Raw genomic sequence first — 19,640 nt, forward strand, 5'->3', positions numbered from 1 at the left:
ACATTCGCTAATAAAAAAGGGCGCCGTGCGGCGCCCTTTTTTGTGGCTGTCGTTTCGGTCAGTCGATGTACTCGAACACCTTCACGATTTTCTGTACCCCGGACACACCCTGCACCAAGTTGGCTGCGCGAGTGGCTTCGGCCTGGGTGAGCAGGCCCATCAGGTAGACGATGCCGTTGTCGGTCACGACCTTGATGCGCGAACCTGGGATCGCGTTATCGGTGAGCATCTGTGCCTTGATCTTGGTGGTCAGCAGCGCGTCGTTGCTGATGGCCAGCAGGGTGATCGGGTCCATCACTTGCAGTTCGTTGTGCACCTTCTTCACGCGCTGTACAGCGGCGGCGGCTTGTTCGGCCTGGGCCTTGAGGTCGGCGCGTGGCGTCTGGCCGGCGAGCAGTACGACGCCGTTGAAGCTGGTAACCACAATGCGCGAGGCGCCGTTGCCCAGGTCGGTGGCGGCCTTGGCGACGTTGACTTCAACCTTGGTTTCGATCAGTGAGTCATCGATCTTGCTGCCGAAGGTACGGGTGCCCTTGTCATCCTGAATAGGGGTGTCGCGTGTTGCAGTGATGGCCGTGCTGCAGCCGCTGATAGCGAGGCACAGGGTGATGGCCAAAAGGCTGAGGCGGTTAACGGTCATTCTTCACTCCCAAACAGTTGGCTGTCGATCAGATCGCACAGGCAGTGGATCGCCAGCAGGTGGACTTCCTGGATACGTGCGGTGACATTGGCCGGGACGCGAATCTCCACGTCCTCAGGCAGCAGCAGCGAAGCCATGCCGCCGCCATCGCGTCCGGTCAATGCTACGACAATCATTTCGCGATCATGTGCGGCCTGGATCGCCTGAATAATATTCGCCGAGTTGCCGCTGGTGGAAATCGCCAGCAGTACATCGCCGGGTTGCCCCAGGGCGCGGATCTGCTTGGAGAAGATTTCGTTGTAGCTGTAGTCGTTGGCGATCGAGGTGATCGTCGACGAGTCAGTGGTCAAGGCAATGGCCGGCAGGCTAGGGCGCTCACGCTCGAAGCGGTTGAGCAGCTCGGACGAGAAATGCTGGGCATCGCCGGCCGAACCGCCGTTGCCGCACGAAAGCATTTTGCCCTCGTTGAGCAAGGCATTGACCATGACCTGACTGGCTTGCTCGATGTGCGGTGCAAGTACGTCCATCGCCTGTTGCTTGGTGTCGATGCTGGCCTGGAATAGCTGGCGAATTCGGGATTGCATGTCCATCTGTGTGACCTTAAGTGGCGCGGCTGTTTGGCACAGGAATGTGCAGCCCGCAAAGCAAAGAGCAAAAGTGTGTGGTGAAGATGTCCGGCGAATCAGCAGTCGAAGGCATCTTTGAGCCAGTTCAGATCAGCCTTACCAGACGGTGTGCTTTCTATGGCAACCACATCGAAACGGCAGGGGGCGTCGGCCCAGCGATGCTCTTTCTGCAGGAAAAACTGCGCGGCGAGTATCAGCTTTTGACGCTTGCGCCCGTCAATACTGGCGAGCGCGCCACCCCATTGTGCGTGTTTTCTGTAGCGGACTTCGACGAATACTACTGTATCGCCGTCAAGCATGACCAGATCAAGCTCGCCGCGTTTACACAACCAGTTCTGCGCCAGCAGGCGCAGACCCTGTTGTTGCAAGTGTTTCAGAGCTTGTAGCTCGGCATCCTTGCCGCTTTGTGCGCTGGACCGCTCGGGCATCAGCGCGGGGTGTCCGGCAGGCGCTGGATCTCGCCGCCGACAAACTTAGCCCAGGGCATCTGGCGATCAACGCGCTGGTTGGCGCTGATGCCCAGGTTACCCGACAGACCGTCAACACGGGTGTCCGGCAGTGCCTTGAGTTGCCCAAGGCGCGGCGCCAGGCGGTAGGCATCGACGCCCATTGCGTACAGGCGGCCGAGGCTGCCATTGGCTTGCGGCCATTGTGCAGCAACCTGGTTGCGCAGTGGGTCGGTGGTGTTGAGCAGCCAAGGGGTTTCGCAGAACATCACGTTGGTCATGTCCAGGTACTGGTTCTTGTCGCCGCTGGCGCTGAACACGTGGGACGTGGCGTACACCGGCACGTCGCCAGCGTATTGGAAGTTCAGGGTCGGCTTGATCTGCTGGGCCAGTTGCGGGGTTACGGCCAGGAAGATGAACTCAATGTCCTGGCGGCGCGAAGGCTGCGCAGCGACGTCGGTGCCGACGGTGCTTTGCAGGCTCTTGGCGCGGCCTTCGCTTTTGCGCAGTTGGAACAGATCGGCAATTTGCTGGGCGAGGGCGACGGGCTGATCGACATACTCAACCCCCATGACCTGGCCGCCATTGGCTTCCCAGTCTTGGCGGAAGGCCTTGTAGACACGCTCGCCCCATTCGCCACGAGGCACCATCGCGGCCGCGCGGTGCAGGCCGTCGGCACGGGCACGGCGCGATACTTCGCGGGCTTCGTCTTCTGCGGCCAGGCCGAACTGGAACAATTGCGCCGGGCTACGATCGGTCTCGCTGTAGTTCAGCGCCAGGGTGGTGATCGGCAACTGCGGGCGTGCGCTGAGCTGTTTGACCAGCGGCTTCTCCAGTGGGCCGACCACCAGTTGCACGCCGGCCGCCTGGGCTTTGGCGTAGAAGTCGTCGAGGGAGTTGAGGCGCGAGCTGTCATAGAACTCGATGACCGGCGGCTTCTGCCCGGCTTGTTCAGCCTGGTAGTGCGCAGCCATGAAGCCTTCACGCAGCGCCTTGCCGACGGAAGCCAGCGGGCCATCCTGTGGCAGCAGCAGGGCGATCTTGGTCAGGGGCTGGCTCGCCAGCTCCTTGAGCTTGGTCAGCGGCGTCGGCAATTGTACGGCCGCCGGGTGACCCGGGTTTTGCGCGCGCCAGGTGTCGATGGCGGCCTGTTGCTGCTCCAGCGTGCCGGCGCCTTTGACCGCCTGGGCCAGGGTAATCCAGCCGTCGAGCGTCGGGTTGCCGCTGGCTTGCAGTTGTTCGGCCGGCAGGGCGGCGATCAATACCCAGATGGCTTCATGGTTGCTTTTGGCGGCATCGCCCGTGAGCAGCGGGGCCATGGCCACACGTTCGCGGGCGGCGGCCAGGGTCTGGCCATCCGCTTCATAGGCACGGGCGTGCACGCTGCCGGTGCGGACCTGCTGTTCAGGCGGCAGGTCCTTCAGGCTTTGCAGGCTCGGGTGGTTCAGGGCGGTCAGCGCGGCCTTGGGCTGGTTGCGCGCCATGGCCAGTTCGGCGGCCAGGGTGCTCGCAAACACTTGCGCGGCTGGCTTGAGGACATCCAGGGGCACCTGAGCAAGAATCTGCGACGAGCGGCCAGGGTTGTTCTGTTTATAGGCCATGTCTGCCGCACTCAGGCGCAGCAGCGCGGCCTTTTCGGGTGTCTTGGCGGTGGTAGCCTGTTCGAGCAGTTGCTCGATACTGGCGTCCGGGGTCCGTGGAAGGTCGCCAAGGCTGGACGAGGGCGAGCTGGCACACGCGGCCAATAAGGCAGCGAGGCAGAGGGCGGAGAGCAGCCGCAGGCAAGCGATCATGTAAGTGTTCCTGATACCGATCAAATTAGCGTGGAATTGTACCCAAGCACTGGCCCAGGCGCGATGTTACTGGCGTGAAACCGTCGATTTAGGTCGTGCAAATGTTGCAACGGGCGTTAAACGGCTGAAAAGGCATCGGCCGTGATGGCATATTTTCCAGGCGCCTACGCGCTACAATGTCGCTTTTGCCAACCATCGAGGTGTGCGTTTTGACTGCTCCAGGTCCTTTGAATTCCACTGCAGGCTCGCTTTTTGTCGTGGCGACGCCCATTGGCAACCTGGACGACATCAGTGCCCGGGCATTGAAAGTGTTGCGCGAGGTTAAATTGATCGCGGCTGAAGACACCCGTCACTCCCAGCGGTTGATGCAGCATTTTGGTATCAGCACACCATTAGCGGCTTGCCATGAGCACAACGAGCGCGAAGAGGGTAGCCGCTTTATCGTGCGCCTGTTGGCCGGCGACGATGTGGCGCTGATCTCCGACGCGGGCACGCCGCTGATCTCCGACCCCGGCTACCACTTGGTGCGCCAGGCGCGGGCCGCTGGTATCAATGTAGTGCCTGTTCCGGGAGCGTGCGCGCTGATCGCCGCATTGTCGGCGGCGGGCCTGCCGTCCGACCGTTTCATCTTTGAGGGTTTTCTTCCGGCTAAAGCAGTAGGGCGCCGTGCTCGCCTTCAAGCGCTGAAGGAAGAGCCCCGCACCTTGATCTTCTATGAAGCCCCGCATCGCATCCTCGAATGCCTGCAGGACATGGAGCTGGTGTTCGGCGGCGAACGCCTGGCGCTGCTGGCCCGCGAGCTGACCAAGACCTTCGAAACCCTCAAGGGCCTACCGCTGGAAGAGCTGCGTGCGTTTGTCGAAGGCGACAGCAATCAGCAGCGCGGCGAATGCGTGGTGCTGGTGGCGGGCTGGACGGCGCCTGAGGATGAAGACGCGGTGGGTAGCGAGGCCATGCGCATCCTGGACCTGCTGCTCAAGGAGATGCCGCTCAAGCGGGCTGCGGCCCTGGCGGCGGAAATTACCGGCGTGCGCAAGAACCTCTTGTATCAAGCAGCGCTGGATAAGCAGAAAGCCGAATAGTTCCGGCGTTGAACCTGTATTCCGTCTGAACGTGATGGCAATTCTGAACTTTTATTACTTGTCCTAAGTCCGTCGTGCCGTTAACCTGCGCGGCGGAGAGTCGATTGGACAGTCGCTGCCCTCTATGAAAATTAGGGGGGGGAGGAAAGTCCGGGCTCCATAGGGCGAAGTGCCAGGTAATGCCTGGGAGGCGTGAGCCTACGGAAAGTGCCACAGAAAATAACCGCCTAAGCACTTCGGTGCCGGTAAGGGTGAAAAGGTGCGGTAAGAGCGCACCGCACGACTGGCAACAGTTCGTGGCTAGGTAAACCCCACTTGGAGCAAGACCAAATAGGGTCCCAAGGCGTGGCCCGCGCTGGGACCGGGTAGGTTGCTAAAGATGTCCAGTGATGGCCATCGTAGACGAATGACTGTTCAAGACAGAACCCGGCTTACAGATCGACTCTCCACCTTTTTCCTTCTGTCCGAATCTCGGGCAGAAAACCGGTAGTAACGCAAGAATCCCTCCCTGCCGAATCATTGGCAGATGCATCTTCGTAATACCAAAAAAATCTTACTCTTAATAAATTACTTTAACTTCGAGCTATAGCTCTTTGAGCTATTTGCGCTTGTTGGGTCAAAAACATCGCCGAACTCTGGTTTCTCCTCCCTTTGCGCTCCTAAATCTCCGTTCTGTAAGGCTTTTCCTTGAATCCGCGCCTTGACGGTGTGGTGGGCGCATTCCTATAGTGTGCGCAAGTGGCGAAAAGTGGCACAAAGTGGGTTTTTTGAACGTAAAACGCTAAAATTTGGAGAAACGCATCTGTGTTTCGCGGAGCTAACGCTATCAGTCTCGATGCAAAAGGCCGTCTCGCCATGCCGAGCCGGTATCGTGACGAGCTCATTTCGCGAAGTTCTGGACAGTTGATCATCACGATCGATGCCGTTGACCCTTGTTTGTGTGTTTACCCCCTCGACGAGTGGGAGTTGATTGAAACCAAATTGCGCGCCTTGCCTTCATTGCGTGAAGAGAACCGCCGCCTGCAGCGTTTGCTGATCGGTAATGCCGTCGACCTCGAGTTGGATGGCAGCGGTCGTTTCCTGGTGCCCCCGCGTTTGCGCGAGTACGCCAAGCTGGACAAGCGCGCAATGCTGGTTGGCCAACTGAACAAGTTCCAATTGTGGGACGAAGATGCCTGGGATGCTGTTTCTGCAGCTGACCTGGCTGCTATTCAACAACCGGGCGCTATGCCTGATGAACTGCGTGATTTGATCCTGTGACTATTGATAGCGGCTTTAACCACATCACCGTACTGCTTGACGAAGCCGTTGAGGCTCTCGCCGTACGCGCGGATGGCTGCTATCTGGATGGCACATTCGGCAGGGGCGGGCATAGCCGGTTGATACTCAGCCAGCTCGGGTCCGACGGCAAACTCCTCGGGTTCGACAAAGACCCTCAAGCGATTGCCACCGGGCAAGCGCTAGCGGCCGAAGACGGCCGCTTTGTCGTTGTGCAGCGCAGCTTTGCCGAGCTGGGCGCCGAAGTCGCCGAGCGTGGCATGGCGGGCAAGGTGGCCGGGGTTTTGCTCGACTTGGGCGTGTCTTCGCCACAACTCGACGACCCGGAGCGCGGCTTCAGTTTCATGAATGATGGCCCGCTCGATATGCGCATGGACCCGACTCGGGGCATCAGCGCAGCGGAGTTCATCGCGACCGCGCCCCATGAAGAAATCACCCGCGTGTTCAAGGAATACGGTGAAGAACGCTTCGCTGGCCGTATGGCCCGCGCCGTGGTCGAGCGCCGTGAAATCCAACCGTTCGAGCGCACCGCCGACCTGGCCGAAGTGCTGAAAGTCGCCAACCCTGCGTGGGAAAAGGGCAAGAACCCGGCGACCCGTGCGTTCCAGGGCTTGCGCATTCACGTCAACAACGAATTGGGCGACCTGGAGGCCGGCCTTGAGGCTGCCCTCGACGCGCTGGAAGTGGGCGGTCGCCTGGTGGTGATCAGCTTCCACTCCCTGGAAGACCGTATCGTCAAACTGTTCATGCGTCGCCTGGTCAAGGGTGAGTCCGACAACCTGCCGCGCAACCTGCCGGTACGTTTCGAAGCCTTTGTGCCGAAAATCAAAATCCATGGCAAAGCGCAGTTCGCTTCCGAAGCCGAACTCAAAGCCAACCCACGTTCCCGCAGCGCCGTCATGCGCGTTGCCGAGAAGTTGCGGTGAGCAAGCTTTTCGCCAAGCCCCTCCCGGGCGGCAGCTTCTTCATGATGCTGCTGTTTGTCGGTGTGCTGGTTTCCGCGATTGCGGTGTCCTACAGCGCGCACTACAACCGTCAATTGCTCAATACCCTGTATGGGGAATTGAGCGTGCGTGACAAAGCGCAGGCGGAGTGGGGTCGGTTGATCCTCGAGCAAAGCACCTGGACGGCCCATAGCCGCATCGAAGTGCTGGCCACCGAGCAACTGAAAATGCACATTCCTGGCGCGGCTGAAGTCCGCATGGTGGCGCCATGATGAAACTCGAGGGCGCACTCTACCCCTGGCGCTTCCGCCTGATGCTCGGCTTGCTGGCATTGATGGTCAGTGCGATTGCCTGGCGGATCATCGATCTGCAAGTGGTCGACCGTGACTTCCTCATCGGCGAGGGTAACGCCCGTAGCTTGCGTCATATTCCGATTCCTGCACACCGCGGCCTGATCACCGACCGCAACGGCGAGCCCCTGGCTGTTAGTACCCCGGTGACCACCCTGTGGGCGAACGCAAAGGAATTGCAGGTGGCCAAGGATCGTTGGCCGGCCCTTGCCTCTGCGCTGGGACAAGACCCGAAAGCCTTGGCTGAGCGCCTGGAAGCCCAGGCCAATAAAGAGTTTATCTACCTGGTTCGCGGGCTGACCCCTGAACAAGGCCAGCAAGTGCTCGACCTTAAAGTCCCCGGTGTCTACGGCATCGAGGAATTCCGTCGTTTCTACCCGGCCGGTGAAACCACTGCGCATATGGTCGGCTTCACCGACATCGATGACCATGGCCGCGAAGGCGTGGAACTCGCCTACGATGAATGGCTCGCCGGGGTTCCCGGCAAACGACAAGTCATCAAGGATCGGCGCGGCAGACTGATCAAGGATGTCCAAGTCACCAAAAACGCCAAGGCCGGTAAGCCCTTGGCGTTGTCGATTGACCTGCGCCTGCAATACCTGGCCAACCGCGAGCTGCGTAACGCGATCATCGAGAACGGCGCCAAGGCCGGCAGCCTGGTGATCATGGACGTGAAGACCGGTGAGATCCTCGCCATGGTCAACCAGCCGACCTACAACCCGAATAACCGTCGCAACCTGCAGCCGGCGATGATGCGCAACCGCGCGATGATCGATGTGTTCGAGCCGGGTTCGACCATGAAAGCCATCTCCATGAGTGCCGCCCTCGAAACCGGACGCTGGAAGCCCAGCGACAAGGTCGAGGTGTATCCAGGCACCTTGCAGTTGGGCAAGTACACCATTCGTGACGTGTCGCGCACCGAAGGTCCTGTGCTGGATCTGACAGGTATCCTGATCAACTCCAGTAACGTGGGCATGAGTAAGGTCGCCTTCGATATCGGTGGAGAAACCATCTACCACCTGGCGCAGAAGATCGGTCTGGGCCAGCCTACTGGTCTCGATTTCCCAGGCGAGCGCGTGGGCAACCTGCCGAACTACCGCGACTGGAAAAAGGCCGAGACCGCCACACTTTCCTACGGTTACGGCCTGTCGGTGACCGCGATCCAACTGGCCCACGCTTTCTCTGTATTGGCGAATAATGGCCGGATGGTTCCGCTGAGCCTGATCCACGTCGACGAAGCGCCGAAAGCCACCCAGGTGATTCCGGAAAACGTCGCGAAGACCATGCAAGGCATGCTGCAACAAGTGATCGAAGCACCGCGCGGCGTATTCCGTGCCCAGGTGCCGGCGTATCACGTGGCCGGCAAGTCGGGTACTGCGCGTAAAACCTCGGTGGGCACCAAGGGCTACGCCGAAAACTCCTACCGTTCACTGTTCGCCGGTTTCGGCCCGATGAGCGATCCACGCTACGCCATCGTCGTTGTGATTGATGAGCCGAGCAAAGCCGGTTACTTCGGTGGCCTGGTGTCGGCGCCGGTGTTCAGCAAAGTGATGTCCGGCACCCTGCGCCTGATGAACATCACGCCGGACAACCTGCCGCCGACCCAACAAGCGAACGCCGGACCACCGGCTGCTGCCGTAAAAGCCAATGGAGGGCGCGGCTGATGTCTCTTAGCCTGAACAAGATTTTTGCCCACGCCGGTCGCGATCTGCTGATTCGCGAATTGAGCCTGGATAGCCGCAATGTGCGTGCCGGTGACCTGTTTCTGGCGGTGCCTGGCGGTAAGTTCGATGGTCGCGCGCATATCGCGGATGCGTTGCAACGCGGCGCGGCCGCCGTGGCCTATGAAGTGGAAGGCGCTACCGTGCTGCCGATCACCGATGTGCCGTTGATTCCGGTCAAAGGCTTGTCCAAGCAACTTTCGGATATCGCCGGGCGTTTCTATGGTGATCCGAGTCGACACGTCAATCTGGTCGGCGTCACCGGCACCAACGGCAAGACCAGCGTGACCCAACTGATTGCCCAGGCACTTGACCTGCTGGGTCAGCACTGTGGCATCGTCGGCACACTGGGCACTGGTTTCTATGGCGCGCTGCAAAGCGGCCTGCACACCACGCCGAATCCAATCGCCGTGCAAGCGACCCTGGCCGACCTGAAAAAGGCCGGTGCCAAGGCGGTTGCCATGGAAGTGTCGTCCCACGGTTTGCATCAGGGCCGCGTGGCTGCGCTGGCGTTTGATGTGGCGGTGATGACGAACCTGTCCCGCGATCACCTCGACTACCACGGCACCATGGAAGCCTACGCTGCTGAAAAGGCCAAGCTGTTTGCCTGGAACGACCTCAAGTGCCGCGTGGTGAACCTGGATGACGCATTCGGCCGCCAACTGGCTGCTGAAGACCGTGAATCGCGCCTGATCAGCTACAGCCTGGAGGATTCCAGCGCGTACCTGTATTGCCGCGAAGCCCAATTTAATGACGAAGGCGTGCGCGCCACACTGGTGACGCCGCAGGGCGAGCATCATCTGCGCAGCAGCCTGCTCGGGCGTTTCAACCTGAGCAACACACTGGCGGCCGTCGGCGCGTTGCTCGGCCTGGATTACGCTCTCGACGAAATCCTGCGTGTACTGCCGAAGCTGGAAGGCCCGGTCGGTCGCATGCAGCGCCTGGGTGGCGGCAAGCAGCCGCTGGTGGTGGTCGATTACGCCCACACGCCGGATGCCCTGGAAAAAGTCCTGGTCGCCCTGCGTCCGCACGCCAAAGGCAAGCTGCTGTGCCTGTTCGGTTGCGGCGGTGACCGTGATCGCGGCAAACGCCCGTTGATGGCCGAGATCGTCGAGCGCCTGGCCGATGGCGTGCTCGTCACCGACGACAACCCGCGCAGTGAAGACCCGAGCCAGATTTTCGACGACATCCGTGTCGGCTTCAAAGACGTGTCCAAGGTCACGTTTGTCGCCGGTCGCGGCGCCGCCATCGCACAATTGATCGCCAGCGCCGGTGCTGACGACGTGGTGGTGTTGGCCGGTAAAGGTCACGAGGACTATCAGGAAATCAACGGCGAGCGCCACGCCTTCTCCGATCTGGTCGAGGCCGATCACGCCTTGACCGCCTGGGAGGTCGCCCATGCTTAAAGCGATGACATTCAGCGAACTGACCCAGGCCCTGTCGGCCCGTGTGCTGTCGAGCGATTGCAGCTTCGACGGCGTTAGTATCGACAGCCGCGCCATCAAGCCTGGGCAATTGTTTGTTGCCCTGGCTGGCCCGCGTTTCGATGGTCACGACTACCTGAATGACGTCGCCGCCAAAGGTGCCGTCGGTGCGTTGGTGCAGCGCGAAGTGCCTGATTCAACGTTGCCGCAGTTGCTGGTCGCCGACACACGTCTGGCGCTGGGCCAACTGGGTGCGCTGAACCGTGCGGCCTTTGACAAGCCTGTTGCAGCCATCACCGGCTCCAGCGGCAAGACCACAGTCAAGGAACTGCTCGCCGGCGTGTTGCGCACGCGCGGCCCGGTCCTCGCGACCCGTGGCAACCTGAACAATGATTTCGGCGCTCCGCTGACCCTGCTTGAACTGGCCCCGGAACACACAGCGGCCGTGATCGAACTGGGCGCATCGCGGGTTGGCGAAATCGCTTACACCGTAGCGCTGACCAAGCCTCACGTGGCGATCATCAACAACGCCGGTACCGCCCACGTTGGCGAGTTCGGTGGCCCGGAGAAAATCGTCGAAGCCAAGGGCGAAATCCTTGAAGGCCTCGATGCCTCGGGCACCGCTGTGTTGAATCTCGACGACAAGGCCTTCGAAACCTGGCGTGTACGTGCCGCCGGGCGCAAGGTCCTGACGTTTGCCGTGCTCAACGCCGCGGCTGATTTCCATGCTTCCAACATTACTGTTGATGCGCGTGGCTGCCCGTCCTTTACCTTGCACACCCCGCAAGGCAACGAACACGTGCAGTTGAACCTGCTGGGCAACCATAACGTCGCCAATGCCTTGGCTGCTGCCGCCGCCGCTTACGCCCTGGGCGTGTCGCTGTTCGGAATCGCCACGGGCCTGGGCGCGGTGCAGCCGGTCAAAGGGCGCACCGTGGCGCAGTTGGCCAGCAACGGCATGCGCGTGATCGATGACACCTATAACGCCAACCAGTCCTCCATTTGCGCCGCCATCGACCTGCTCAAAAGCTTCGACGGCCGCAAGGTTTTGGTGCTGGGTGATATCGCCGAACTGGGCGAGTGGGCCGAACAGTCCCACCGCGACGTCGGCGCCTACGCCGCTGGCAAAGTCGACGCGCTGTACGCCGTCGGCCCGCACATGGCGCACGCCGTCAGCGTATTCGGCCCTGGTGCCCGTCATTTTGCGACCCAGGCCGAGCTGATCCAGGCGCTGACGGCGGCTGAACACGACAAACACACAACCATTTTGATCAAGGGATCGCGCAGCGCGGTGATGGAAAACGTCGTCGCGGCCTTGTGTGGCTCAAGTACGGAGAAACATTAATGCTGCTGCTGCTGGCTGAGTATCTGCAACAGTTCCACAAAGGCTTCGCGGTCTTTCAGTACCTGACCCTGCGCGGGATCCTGGGTGTGCTGACCGCGCTGTGTTTGTCGCTGTTCCTGGGGCCGTGGATGATCCGCACCCTGCAGAACCTGCAAATTGGTCAATCGGTTCGTAATGACGGCCCGCAGTCGCACCTGTCCAAATCCGGCACCCCGACCATGGGCGGTGCGTTGATCCTGTCGTCCATCGGCATCAGCACCTTGCTCTGGGCTGACCTGCACAACCGCTACGTGTGGACCGTTCTGTTGGTGACGCTGCTGTTTGGCGCCATCGGCTGGGTGGACGATTACCGCAAGGTGATCGAGAAGAACTCGAAAGGCCTGCCAAGTCGCTGGAAGTATTTCTGGCAGTCGGTGTTCGGCCTCGGCGCTGCGATATTCCTCTACACCACTGCACCAAGTGCGGTCGAAACCACCTTGATCATCCCGATGCTCAAGGACGCCAGCATTCCCCTGGGCGTCGGCTTCGTGGTGCTGACCTACTTCGTGATCGTCGGCTCCAGCAACGCGGTCAATCTGACCGATGGCCTCGACGGCCTGGCGATCATGCCGACGGTGATGGTGGGCGGCGCGCTCGGCATCTTCTGCTACCTCTCGGGTAACGTGAAATTCGCTGAATACCTGCTGATCCCCTATGTACCGGGCGCAGGTGAATTGATTGTGTTCTGCGGTGCGCTGATCGGTGCGGGCCTGGGCTTCCTGTGGTTCAACACGTATCCCGCACAAGTCTTCATGGGTGACGTCGGCGCACTGGCGCTGGGCGCGGCCCTCGGCACCATCGCCGTGATCGTTCGCCAGGAAATCGTGCTGTTCATCATGGGCGGTGTGTTCGTGATGGAAACCCTGTCGGTGGTCATCCAGGTGGCGTCCTTTAAGTTGACCGGGCGCCGCGTGTTCCGCATGGCGCCGATTCACCACCACTTTGAACTCAAGGGCTGGCCAGAGCCACGTGTGATCGTCCGCTTCTGGATCATCACCGTGATTCTGGTGCTGATCGGCCTTGCCACCCTGAAACTGAGGTAGAAACGAGTGTCCCTGATCGCTTCAGACCACTTCCGCATCGTTGTCGGCCTCGGCAAGAGCGGCATGTCCCTGGTTCGCTTCCTGGCGAACCGGGGCAGGCCGTTTGCCGTGGCTGATACGCGGGAAAATCCACCGGAGCTGGTCACGCTGCGCCGTGACTACCCGCACGTGGAAGTGCGTTGTGGCGAGTTGGATGTCGAGTTTCTGTGCCGCGCCGACGAGCTCTACGTGAGCCCTGGCCTGGCCATCGCGACCCCGGCCCTGCAAGCCGCCGCTGCCCGTGGCGTGAAGCTGTCCGGCGACATCGACCTGTTCGCGCGCAACGCGCAGGCGCCGATCGTGGCCATCAGCGGTTCCAACGCAAAAAGCACCGTGACCACCCTGGTCGGCGAGATGGCGGCTGCGGCCGGCAAGCGCGTGGCGGTGGGCGGTAACCTCGGCACTCCGGCGCTGGATTTGCTCAACGACGACGTCGAGCTGTACGTGATGGAGCTGTCGAGCTTCCAGTTGGAGACCACCCACGACCTCGGTGCCGAAGTGGCCACCGTGTTGAACGTGAGTGAAGACCACATGGACCGCTACAGCGGTCTGCCGGCTTATCACTTGGCCAAGCACCGGATCTTCCGGGGTGCCAAGCAAGTAGTGGTTAACCGTCAGGATGCGCTGAGCCGTCCGCTGATGGGCGAGGGCCTGCCATGCTGGACCTTCGGCCTGAGCAAACCCGACTTCAAAGCCTTCGGCATTCGCGAAGAGAACGGCGAGAAATACCTGGCCTTCGAATTCCAGAACCTGATGCCGGTGCGCGAGCTGAAAATCCGTGGCGCCCATAACCAGTCCAACGCCCTGGCGGCATTGGCACTGGGGCATGCCGTTGGGCTGCCGTTCGACGCCATGCTGTCGGCCCTGCGTACCTTCGGCGGCCTGGAACATCGCTGCCAGTGGGTGCGCGATCTCGACGGCGTCAGCTATTACAACGATTCCAAGGCCACCAACGTCGGTGCGGCCCTGGCGGCTATCGAAGGCCTTGGCGCCGATATCGAAGGCAAGCTGGTGCTGATCGCCGGTGGCGACGGCAAGGGTGCCGACTTCAAGGACCTCAAAGGCCCGGTTGCCGAGCATTGCCGCGCCGTGGTGCTGATGGGCCGCGATTCCGATTTGATCGCCGCCGCCCTGGGCGATGCTGTGCCGCAAGTGCGCGCCACCTCCCTGGACGACGCCATCGCGCAATGCAAAACCCTGGCCCAGCCGGGCGATGCGGTGCTGCTGTCGCCGGCGTGCGCCAGTTTCGACATGTTCAAGAACTACGAAGAGCGCGGCCAGCTGTTCGCCGCCGCCGTGGAGGCCTTGGCATGAGTATCAATTTCCGGAACATCATCAAGCCGTACCCATCGCCGATCATTACAGGGCGCGGTATCGACCTCGATTTCCCGATGCTCGCCGGTTGCCTGGCGCTGTTGGGCCTGGGCCTGGTGATGATCACCTCGGCTTCGTCCGAAGTGGCGGCCGTGCAGTCGGGCAACACCCTGTACATGATGATCCGTCACCTGGTGTACCTGGTGATCGGCCTCGGCGCGTGCATCGTCACTATGATGATCCCGATCGCCACCTGGCAGCGCCTGGGTTGGCTGATGCTGATCGGTGCGTTCGGTCTGCTGATCATGGTGATTCTGCCCGGCATCGGCCGGGAGGTGAACGGTTCGATGCGCTGGATCGGCTTCGGCGCGTTCAACGTGCAGCCGTCTGAAATCGCCAAGGTGTTCGTGGTGATTTACCTGGCCGGCTACCTGGTGCGTCGCCAGAAAGAAGTGCGTGAAAGCTGGATGGGCTTCTTCAAGCCGTTCATCGTGCTGTTGCCGATGGCTGGCCTGTTGCTGATGGAGCCGGACTTCGGTGCCACCGTCGTGATGATGGGCGCAGCGGCGGCGATGCTGTTTCTCGGTGGCGTAGGCCTGTTCCGCTTCACCTTGATGGTGGTGCTTGCCGTGGCGGCCGTGACCATCCTGGTGCAGGCGCAACCCTACCGGATGGCGCGTCTGATTACCTTTACCGACCCCTGGTCCGACCAGTTCGGTTCCGGCTACCAGTTGACCCAGGCGCTGATCGCCTTCGGTCGCGGCGAGTGGCTGGGCGTGGGCCTGGGCAACAGCGTGCAGAAGCAGTTCTACCTGCCGGAAGCCCACACCGACTTCGTGTTCTCGGTACTCGCCGAAGAGCTGGGCGTGGTCGGTTCGCTGTGCACCGTCGCACTGTTCGTGTTCGTGTGTGTGCGCGGCATGTACATCGGCCTGTGGGCCGAGAAGGCCAAACAGTATTTCGCTGCTTATGTGGCGTACGGCTTGTCGTTCCTGTGGATCGGCCAGTTCCTGATCAACATCGGGGTGAACGTCGGTCTGCTGCCGACCAAAGGCCTGACCTTGCCGTTCCTCAGTTATGGCGGCAGTTCGTTGGTGATCTGCTGCGCGTGCCTGGGCTTGTTGCTGCGCATCGAGTGGGAGAGTCGCACCCACCTGGGCAGCGAAGAGATGGAGTTCAGCGAAAGCGACTTCGCCGAGGAGCCGACCCATGGGCGCTAACGTGCTGATCATGGCGGGCGGCACCGGGGGCCATGTGTTCCCGGCCCTGGCCTGTGCGCGGGAATTCCAGAACCGTGGCTACAGCGTGCACTGGTTGGGCACGCCGCGTGGCATCGAAAACGAACTCGTGCCGAATGCCGGTTTGCCACTGCACCTGATCAACGTCACGGGCTTGCGTGGCAAGGGCAAGTTGTCCCTGCTCAAGGCGCCGTTCGTGTTGCTCAAGGCGGTGTGGCAGGCGCGCAAAGTTATTCGTGAACTGAAGCCGGTGTGTGTCCTCGGTTTTGGTGGGTATGTGACCGGTCCTGGTGGTGTCGCCGCCAAGCTCGCCGGTGTGCCGGTGATCGTGCATGAGCAAAACGCCGTCGCAGGCACTGCCAACCGCCTGCTGGTTCCATTGGCTGCGCGGGTGTGTGAAGCGTTTCCGAAAACCTTTGGTGCCTCGGACAAGCTACGCACCACTGGCAACCCGGTGCGTACCGAACTGTTCATGGACATCGCCCGTGAAGCACTGGAAGGGCGCAAGCCGCACCTGCTGGTCATGGGCGGCAGCCTGGGCTCCGAGCCGTTGAACAAACTGCTGCCGGAAGCCCTGGCGCAACTCCCTGTGGAATTGCGCCCGGAAGTCTTCCATCAGGCTGGCAAAGATCACGGTGAAGTCACCGCCACGCGTTATCGCGAAGCCGGTGTGGAGGCGAACGTACAGCCCTTCATCAAAGACATGGCCCACGCCTATGGCTGGGCCGACCTGGTGGTCTGCCGCTCCGGTGCGCTGACCGTCAGTGAACTGGCTGCCGCCGGTCTGCCGTCCTTGCTGGTGCCTTTGCCCCACGCGATCGACGATCACCAGACCCGCAACGCCGAATATTTGGCCGGGGAGGGCGCTGCCTTCCTGCTGCCGCAAAGAACGACTGGCGCCGCCGATTTGGCCGCACGCCTGACTGAGGTTTTGATGCAACCGGAACGACTCAATAACATGGCGAGCACCGCAAGCCGCCTGGCCAAACCTGACGCAACCCGCACCGTGGTCGATATCTGCCTGGAGGTGGCCCATGGTTGAGAATCAGAAAGCCATGCCGCAACCGGAAATGCGCCGCATCCGTCGTATCCACTTCGTCGGTATCGGCGGCGTGGGCATGTGCGGCATTGCCGAAGTGTTGCTGAACCTGGGCTACCAGGTGTCCGGCTCTGACTTGAAAGAGTCGCCGGTCACCGATCGCCTGAAAACCTTCGGTGCACAGATCTTTATCGGCCACCGTGCCGAGAACGCCGCCGAGGCCGACGTGCTGGTGGTGTCCAGCGCCGTGAACACCTCCAACCCGGAAGTGGCCACTGCCCTTGAGCGCCGCATTCCCGTGGTGCCACGCGCCGAGATGCTGGCCGAGCTGATGCGTTATCGCCACGGCATCGCCGTCGCCGGTACCCACGGCAAAACCACCACCACCAGCCTGATCGCCTCGGTGTTCGCAGCCGGTGGCCTGGACCCGACGTTCGTCATCGGTGGCCGCCTGAATGCAGCCGGCACCAACGCACAATTAGGCACCAGCCGTTACCTGATCGCCGAAGCCGATGAAAGCGACGCGAGCTTCCTGCACCTGCAACCGCTGGTCGCTGTCGTCACCAACATCGACGAAGACCACATGGCGACCTACGACGGTGACTTCAACAAACTGAAGAAAACCTTCGTCGAGTTCCTGCACAACCTGCCGTTCTACGGTCTGGCCGTGGTGTGCCTGGACGATCCGGTGGTGCGTGAAATCCTGCCACTGGTCAAGCGTCCGACCGTGACCTACGGCTTCAGCGAAGACGCCGACGTGCGCGCCATCAATGTGCGTCAGGAAGGCATGCAAACCTTCTTCACCGTGCTGCGTCCCGACCGCGAGCCGCTGGATGTGTCGGTGAACATGCCGGGCAATCACAACGTCTTGAACTCCCTGGCGACCATCTGCATCGCCACCGACGAAGGCGTCAGCGATGAAGCCATCGTCGAAGGCCTGTCGCGCTTTGCCGGCGTGGGCCGTCGCTTCCAGGTCTACGGCCAGTTGCCGGTAGAAGGCGGTGACGTGATGCTGGTGGACGACTACGGTCACCACCCGACCGAAGTCGCTGCGGTAATCAAAGCCGTGCGCGGTGGCTGGCCGGAGCGCCGCTTGGTGATGGTCTACCAGCCGCACCGCTACAGCCGTACCCGCGACCTGTACGACGATTTCGTCAATGTATTGGCCGATGCCAACGTGCTGTTGCTGATGGAGGTGTACCCGGCCGGTGAAGAACCGATCCCGGGCGCCGACAGCCGCAAGCTGTGCAACAGCATCCGTCAGCGTGGCCAGTTGGACCCGATCTACATCGAGCGTGGTGTAGACCTGGCGCCGATCGTCAAGCCGCTGCTGCGTGCCGGTGACATCCTGCTGTGCCAGGGTGCCGGTGACATTGGTGGTCTTGCGCCTAAGTTGCTGGCGAGCCCGCTGTTTGCTGCTGCGAAGGGGAAGTCGAAATGACCAACGACTACGGCTCCCTGTTTTCCAAAATCGCACCCGCTGACTTCGGTCGCGTTGCGGTGCTGTTCGGCGGCAAAAGCGCTGAACGCGAAGTGTCGCTCAAGTCCGGCAACGCTGTGCTCGAAGCCTTGCAAAGCGCCGGCGTGAACGCCTTCGGCATCGACGTGGGTGATGACTTCCTCGCTCGCCTGCTGGCCGAGAAGATCGACCGCGCCTTCATCATCCTGCACGGCCGTGGCGGTGAAGACGGCAGCATGCAAGGCCTGCTGGAGTGCGCCGGCATCCCTTACACCGGCAGCGGCATCCTTGCTTCGGCGCTGGCGATGGACAAGTTGCGCACCAAGCAGGTGTGGCACAGCCTGGGCATTCCAACCCCGCGTCACAGCGTTCTGTGCAGCGAAGACGATTGTATTTCTGCAGCCAAGGAACTGGGCCTGCCTTTGATCGTCAAACCTGCCCATGAAGGCTCCAGTATCGGCATGGCTAAAGTGAACTCGGCCGCCGAATTGATCGACGCATGGAAAGCGGCAAGTACCTACGATTCGCAAGTGTTGGTGGAACAGTGGATTTCCGGTCCCGAGTACACCATCGCCACCCTGCGTGGTCAGGTTTTGCCACCTATCGCATTGGGCACGCCCCACACCTTTTACGACTACGACGCCAAGTACCTGGCTTCCGATACCCAGTACCGGATCCCGTGCGGCCTTGACGCAAGCAAAGAACAGGAATTGATGGACCTCACGGCGAAAGCCTGTGAGGCGCTGGGTATCGCCGGTTGGGCGCGGGCAGATGTGATGCAGGATGACCAAGGGAATTTCTGGTTCCTGGAAGTCAACACTGCACCGGGCATGACCGACCACAGCCTGGTACCTATGGCAGCCCGTGCGGCCGGTTTGGATTTCCAGCAGTTGGTGCTGGCGATCCTGGCCGACAGCATTGAGCCAAGAGGCTAAGGACATGAAAGGCGCATCGCTTCGTCATCAGCCCCCACAAGCACCGAGCCGCAAGCCGGTGCCACGGGGTGCCAGCCGAATGGTGGCTAAAGAGCCGATGTCGGCGCGCCTGCCGAAAGCCAACTTTGGTTTCCTCAAGGCGCTGTTCTGGCCGGTGTTGCTGGTGGTGCTGGGTTTCGGAACCTACGAAGGCGCGCAGCGTCTGTTGCCGTATGCCGACCGGCCGATCACCAAGATCAGCGTGCAGGGCGACTTGAGCTACATCAGCCAGCAAGCGGTACAGCAGCGCATCGGCCCGTACCTGGCGGCGAGCTTCTTTACCATCGACCTGGCCGGTATGCGCGCAGAGCTGGAACAGATGCCGTGGATCGCCCACGCCGAGGTCCGCCGCGTATGGCCAGACCAGGTGACGATCCGTCTGGAAGAACAACTGCCCGTGGCCCGTTGGGGCGACGAAGCGCTGTTGAACAACCAGGGCCAGGCGTTCACCCCGCGTGAGCTGGCCAACTATGAGCACCTGCCGCAGCTGTTCGGGCCGCAGCGGGCGCAGCAACAAGTGATGCAGCAGTACCAGGCCTTGAGCCAGATGCTGCGTCCCATGGGCTTCTCCATCGCACGCCTGGAACTGCGTGAGCGGGGCAGCTGGTTTTTGACGACCGGGGCAGGCAGTTCCGGCCCGGGCATCCAGTTGTTGCTGGGACGCGACCGCTTGGTGGAAAAGATGCGCCGCTTCATTGCCATCTATGACAAGACCTTGAAAGAACAGATTACGAACATTGCGAGCGTCGACCTGCGTTACGCCAACGGCCTTGCCGTCGGCTGGCGTGAACCGGCTGCGCCCACGGCAGCGCAACCCGCTGTCGCGAAGAATTAAGAAGAGGCAGG

18 protein-coding genes and 1 other RNA gene are annotated in these 19,640 nt (G+C 61.4%); 15 read left to right on the forward strand and 4 right to left on the reverse strand.

Annotated features, from left to right (window positions below):
• Positions 1-58 precede the first annotated feature (58 nt).
• The 4 genes from CI807_RS11530 to CI807_RS11545 all read right to left on the reverse strand — a co-directional run bounded on the left by CI807_RS11530 (position 59) and on the right by CI807_RS11545 (position 3,505).
• Positions 59-640: a BON domain-containing protein gene (locus CI807_RS11530; RefSeq protein WP_016974948.1), complete on the reverse strand. Its 582-nt coding sequence runs from the start codon at positions 638-640 to the stop codon at positions 59-61.
• Positions 637-1,230: a phosphoheptose isomerase gene (locus tag CI807_RS11535; RefSeq protein ID WP_007904374.1), complete on the reverse strand. Its 594-nt coding sequence runs from the start codon at positions 1,228-1,230 to the stop codon at positions 637-639. Before CI807_RS11535 ends, CI807_RS11530 begins: the two co-directional genes overlap by 4 nt.
• Positions 1,231-1,322: 92 nt before the next feature.
• Positions 1,323-1,694: a YraN family protein gene (locus CI807_RS11540; RefSeq protein ID WP_095014745.1), complete on the reverse strand. Its 372-nt coding sequence runs from the start codon at positions 1,692-1,694 to the stop codon at positions 1,323-1,325.
• Positions 1,694-3,505 (reverse strand): penicillin-binding protein activator, encoded by a 1,812-nt coding sequence (locus tag CI807_RS11545; RefSeq protein ID WP_038849897.1) that lies wholly within the window; start codon positions 3,503-3,505, stop codon positions 1,694-1,696. Before CI807_RS11545 ends, CI807_RS11540 begins: the two co-directional genes overlap by 1 nt.
• A 176-nt stretch (positions 3,506-3,681) precedes the next feature.
• Here CI807_RS11545 and rsmI point away from each other — a divergent pair, with 176 nt between their 5' ends.
• The 15 genes from rsmI to CI807_RS11620 all read left to right on the forward strand — a co-directional run bounded on the left by rsmI (position 3,682) and on the right by CI807_RS11620 (position 19,629).
• On the forward strand, positions 3,682-4,587 hold the full coding sequence (rsmI, locus tag CI807_RS11550) for a 16S rRNA (cytidine(1402)-2'-O)-methyltransferase (RefSeq protein WP_166794329.1): 906 nt from the start codon (positions 3,682-3,684) through the stop codon (positions 4,585-4,587).
• Positions 4,588-4,683: 96 nt separating this feature from the next.
• An RNA gene (rnpB, locus tag CI807_RS11555) (RNase P RNA component class A) lies at positions 4,684-5,037 on the forward strand.
• 354 nt (positions 5,038-5,391) lie between these two features.
• Entirely contained in the window at positions 5,392-5,847 is a 456-nt protein-coding gene (gene mraZ, locus CI807_RS11560; protein WP_003171868.1) for a division/cell wall cluster transcriptional repressor MraZ, read from the forward strand.
• Positions 5,844-6,791, forward strand: a complete 948-nt coding sequence (gene rsmH / locus CI807_RS11565; RefSeq protein WP_167496641.1) for a 16S rRNA (cytosine(1402)-N(4))-methyltransferase RsmH — start codon at positions 5,844-5,846, stop codon at positions 6,789-6,791. The genes mraZ and rsmH overlap by 4 nt, the downstream gene beginning before the upstream one ends.
• A complete protein-coding gene (gene ftsL, locus CI807_RS11570; RefSeq protein WP_016974953.1) occupies positions 6,788-7,081 on the forward strand; it encodes a cell division protein FtsL in 294 nt (97 codons plus the stop codon). Before rsmH ends, ftsL begins: the two co-directional genes overlap by 4 nt.
• Positions 7,081-8,823: a penicillin-binding protein 2 gene (locus tag CI807_RS11575; RefSeq protein WP_177409627.1), complete on the forward strand. Its 1,743-nt coding sequence runs from the start codon at positions 7,081-7,083 to the stop codon at positions 8,821-8,823. The genes ftsL and CI807_RS11575 overlap by 1 nt, the downstream gene beginning before the upstream one ends.
• Positions 8,823-10,286, forward strand: coding sequence for a UDP-N-acetylmuramoyl-L-alanyl-D-glutamate--2,6-diaminopimelate ligase (locus tag CI807_RS11580; RefSeq protein ID WP_095014747.1), 1,464 nt, complete (start codon positions 8,823-8,825; stop codon positions 10,284-10,286). The genes CI807_RS11575 and CI807_RS11580 overlap by 1 nt, the downstream gene beginning before the upstream one ends.
• A complete protein-coding gene (murF, locus tag CI807_RS11585; protein ID WP_095014748.1) occupies positions 10,279-11,649 on the forward strand; it encodes a UDP-N-acetylmuramoyl-tripeptide--D-alanyl-D-alanine ligase in 1,371 nt (456 codons plus the stop codon). The genes CI807_RS11580 and murF overlap by 8 nt, the downstream gene beginning before the upstream one ends.
• Positions 11,649-12,731: a phospho-N-acetylmuramoyl-pentapeptide-transferase gene (gene mraY, locus CI807_RS11590; RefSeq protein ID WP_028618893.1), complete on the forward strand. Its 1,083-nt coding sequence runs from the start codon at positions 11,649-11,651 to the stop codon at positions 12,729-12,731. The genes murF and mraY overlap by 1 nt, the downstream gene beginning before the upstream one ends.
• Positions 12,732-12,737: 6 nt before the next feature.
• On the forward strand, positions 12,738-14,084 hold the full coding sequence (gene murD / locus CI807_RS11595) for a UDP-N-acetylmuramoyl-L-alanine--D-glutamate ligase (protein WP_095014749.1): 1,347 nt from the start codon (positions 12,738-12,740) through the stop codon (positions 14,082-14,084).
• A complete protein-coding gene (gene ftsW / locus CI807_RS11600) occupies positions 14,081-15,304 on the forward strand; it encodes a putative lipid II flippase FtsW (RefSeq protein ID WP_016974959.1) in 1,224 nt (407 codons plus the stop codon). The genes murD and ftsW overlap by 4 nt, the downstream gene beginning before the upstream one ends.
• On the forward strand, positions 15,294-16,364 hold the full coding sequence (gene murG, locus CI807_RS11605; protein ID WP_095014750.1) for an undecaprenyldiphospho-muramoylpentapeptide beta-N-acetylglucosaminyltransferase: 1,071 nt from the start codon (positions 15,294-15,296) through the stop codon (positions 16,362-16,364). The genes ftsW and murG overlap by 11 nt, the downstream gene beginning before the upstream one ends.
• Entirely contained in the window at positions 16,357-17,802 is a 1,446-nt protein-coding gene (gene murC, locus CI807_RS11610; RefSeq protein ID WP_016974961.1) for a UDP-N-acetylmuramate--L-alanine ligase, read from the forward strand. Before murG ends, murC begins: the two co-directional genes overlap by 8 nt.
• The gene (locus CI807_RS11615; protein WP_095014751.1) at positions 17,799-18,755 is read left to right on the forward strand and encodes a D-alanine--D-alanine ligase; all 957 of its coding nucleotides are present in this window, start codon (positions 17,799-17,801) and stop codon (positions 18,753-18,755) included. The genes murC and CI807_RS11615 overlap by 4 nt, the downstream gene beginning before the upstream one ends.
• A gap of 4 nt (positions 18,756-18,759) precedes the next feature.
• Entirely contained in the window at positions 18,760-19,629 is an 870-nt protein-coding gene (locus CI807_RS11620; RefSeq protein WP_016974963.1) for a cell division protein FtsQ/DivIB, read from the forward strand.
• Positions 19,630-19,640: the final 11 nt, after the last annotated feature.

It is taken from the genome of Pseudomonas sp. NS1(2017) (assembly GCF_002269425.1).
GTDB classification, from domain to species: Bacteria; Pseudomonadota; Gammaproteobacteria; order Pseudomonadales; family Pseudomonadaceae; genus Aquipseudomonas; species Aquipseudomonas reactans.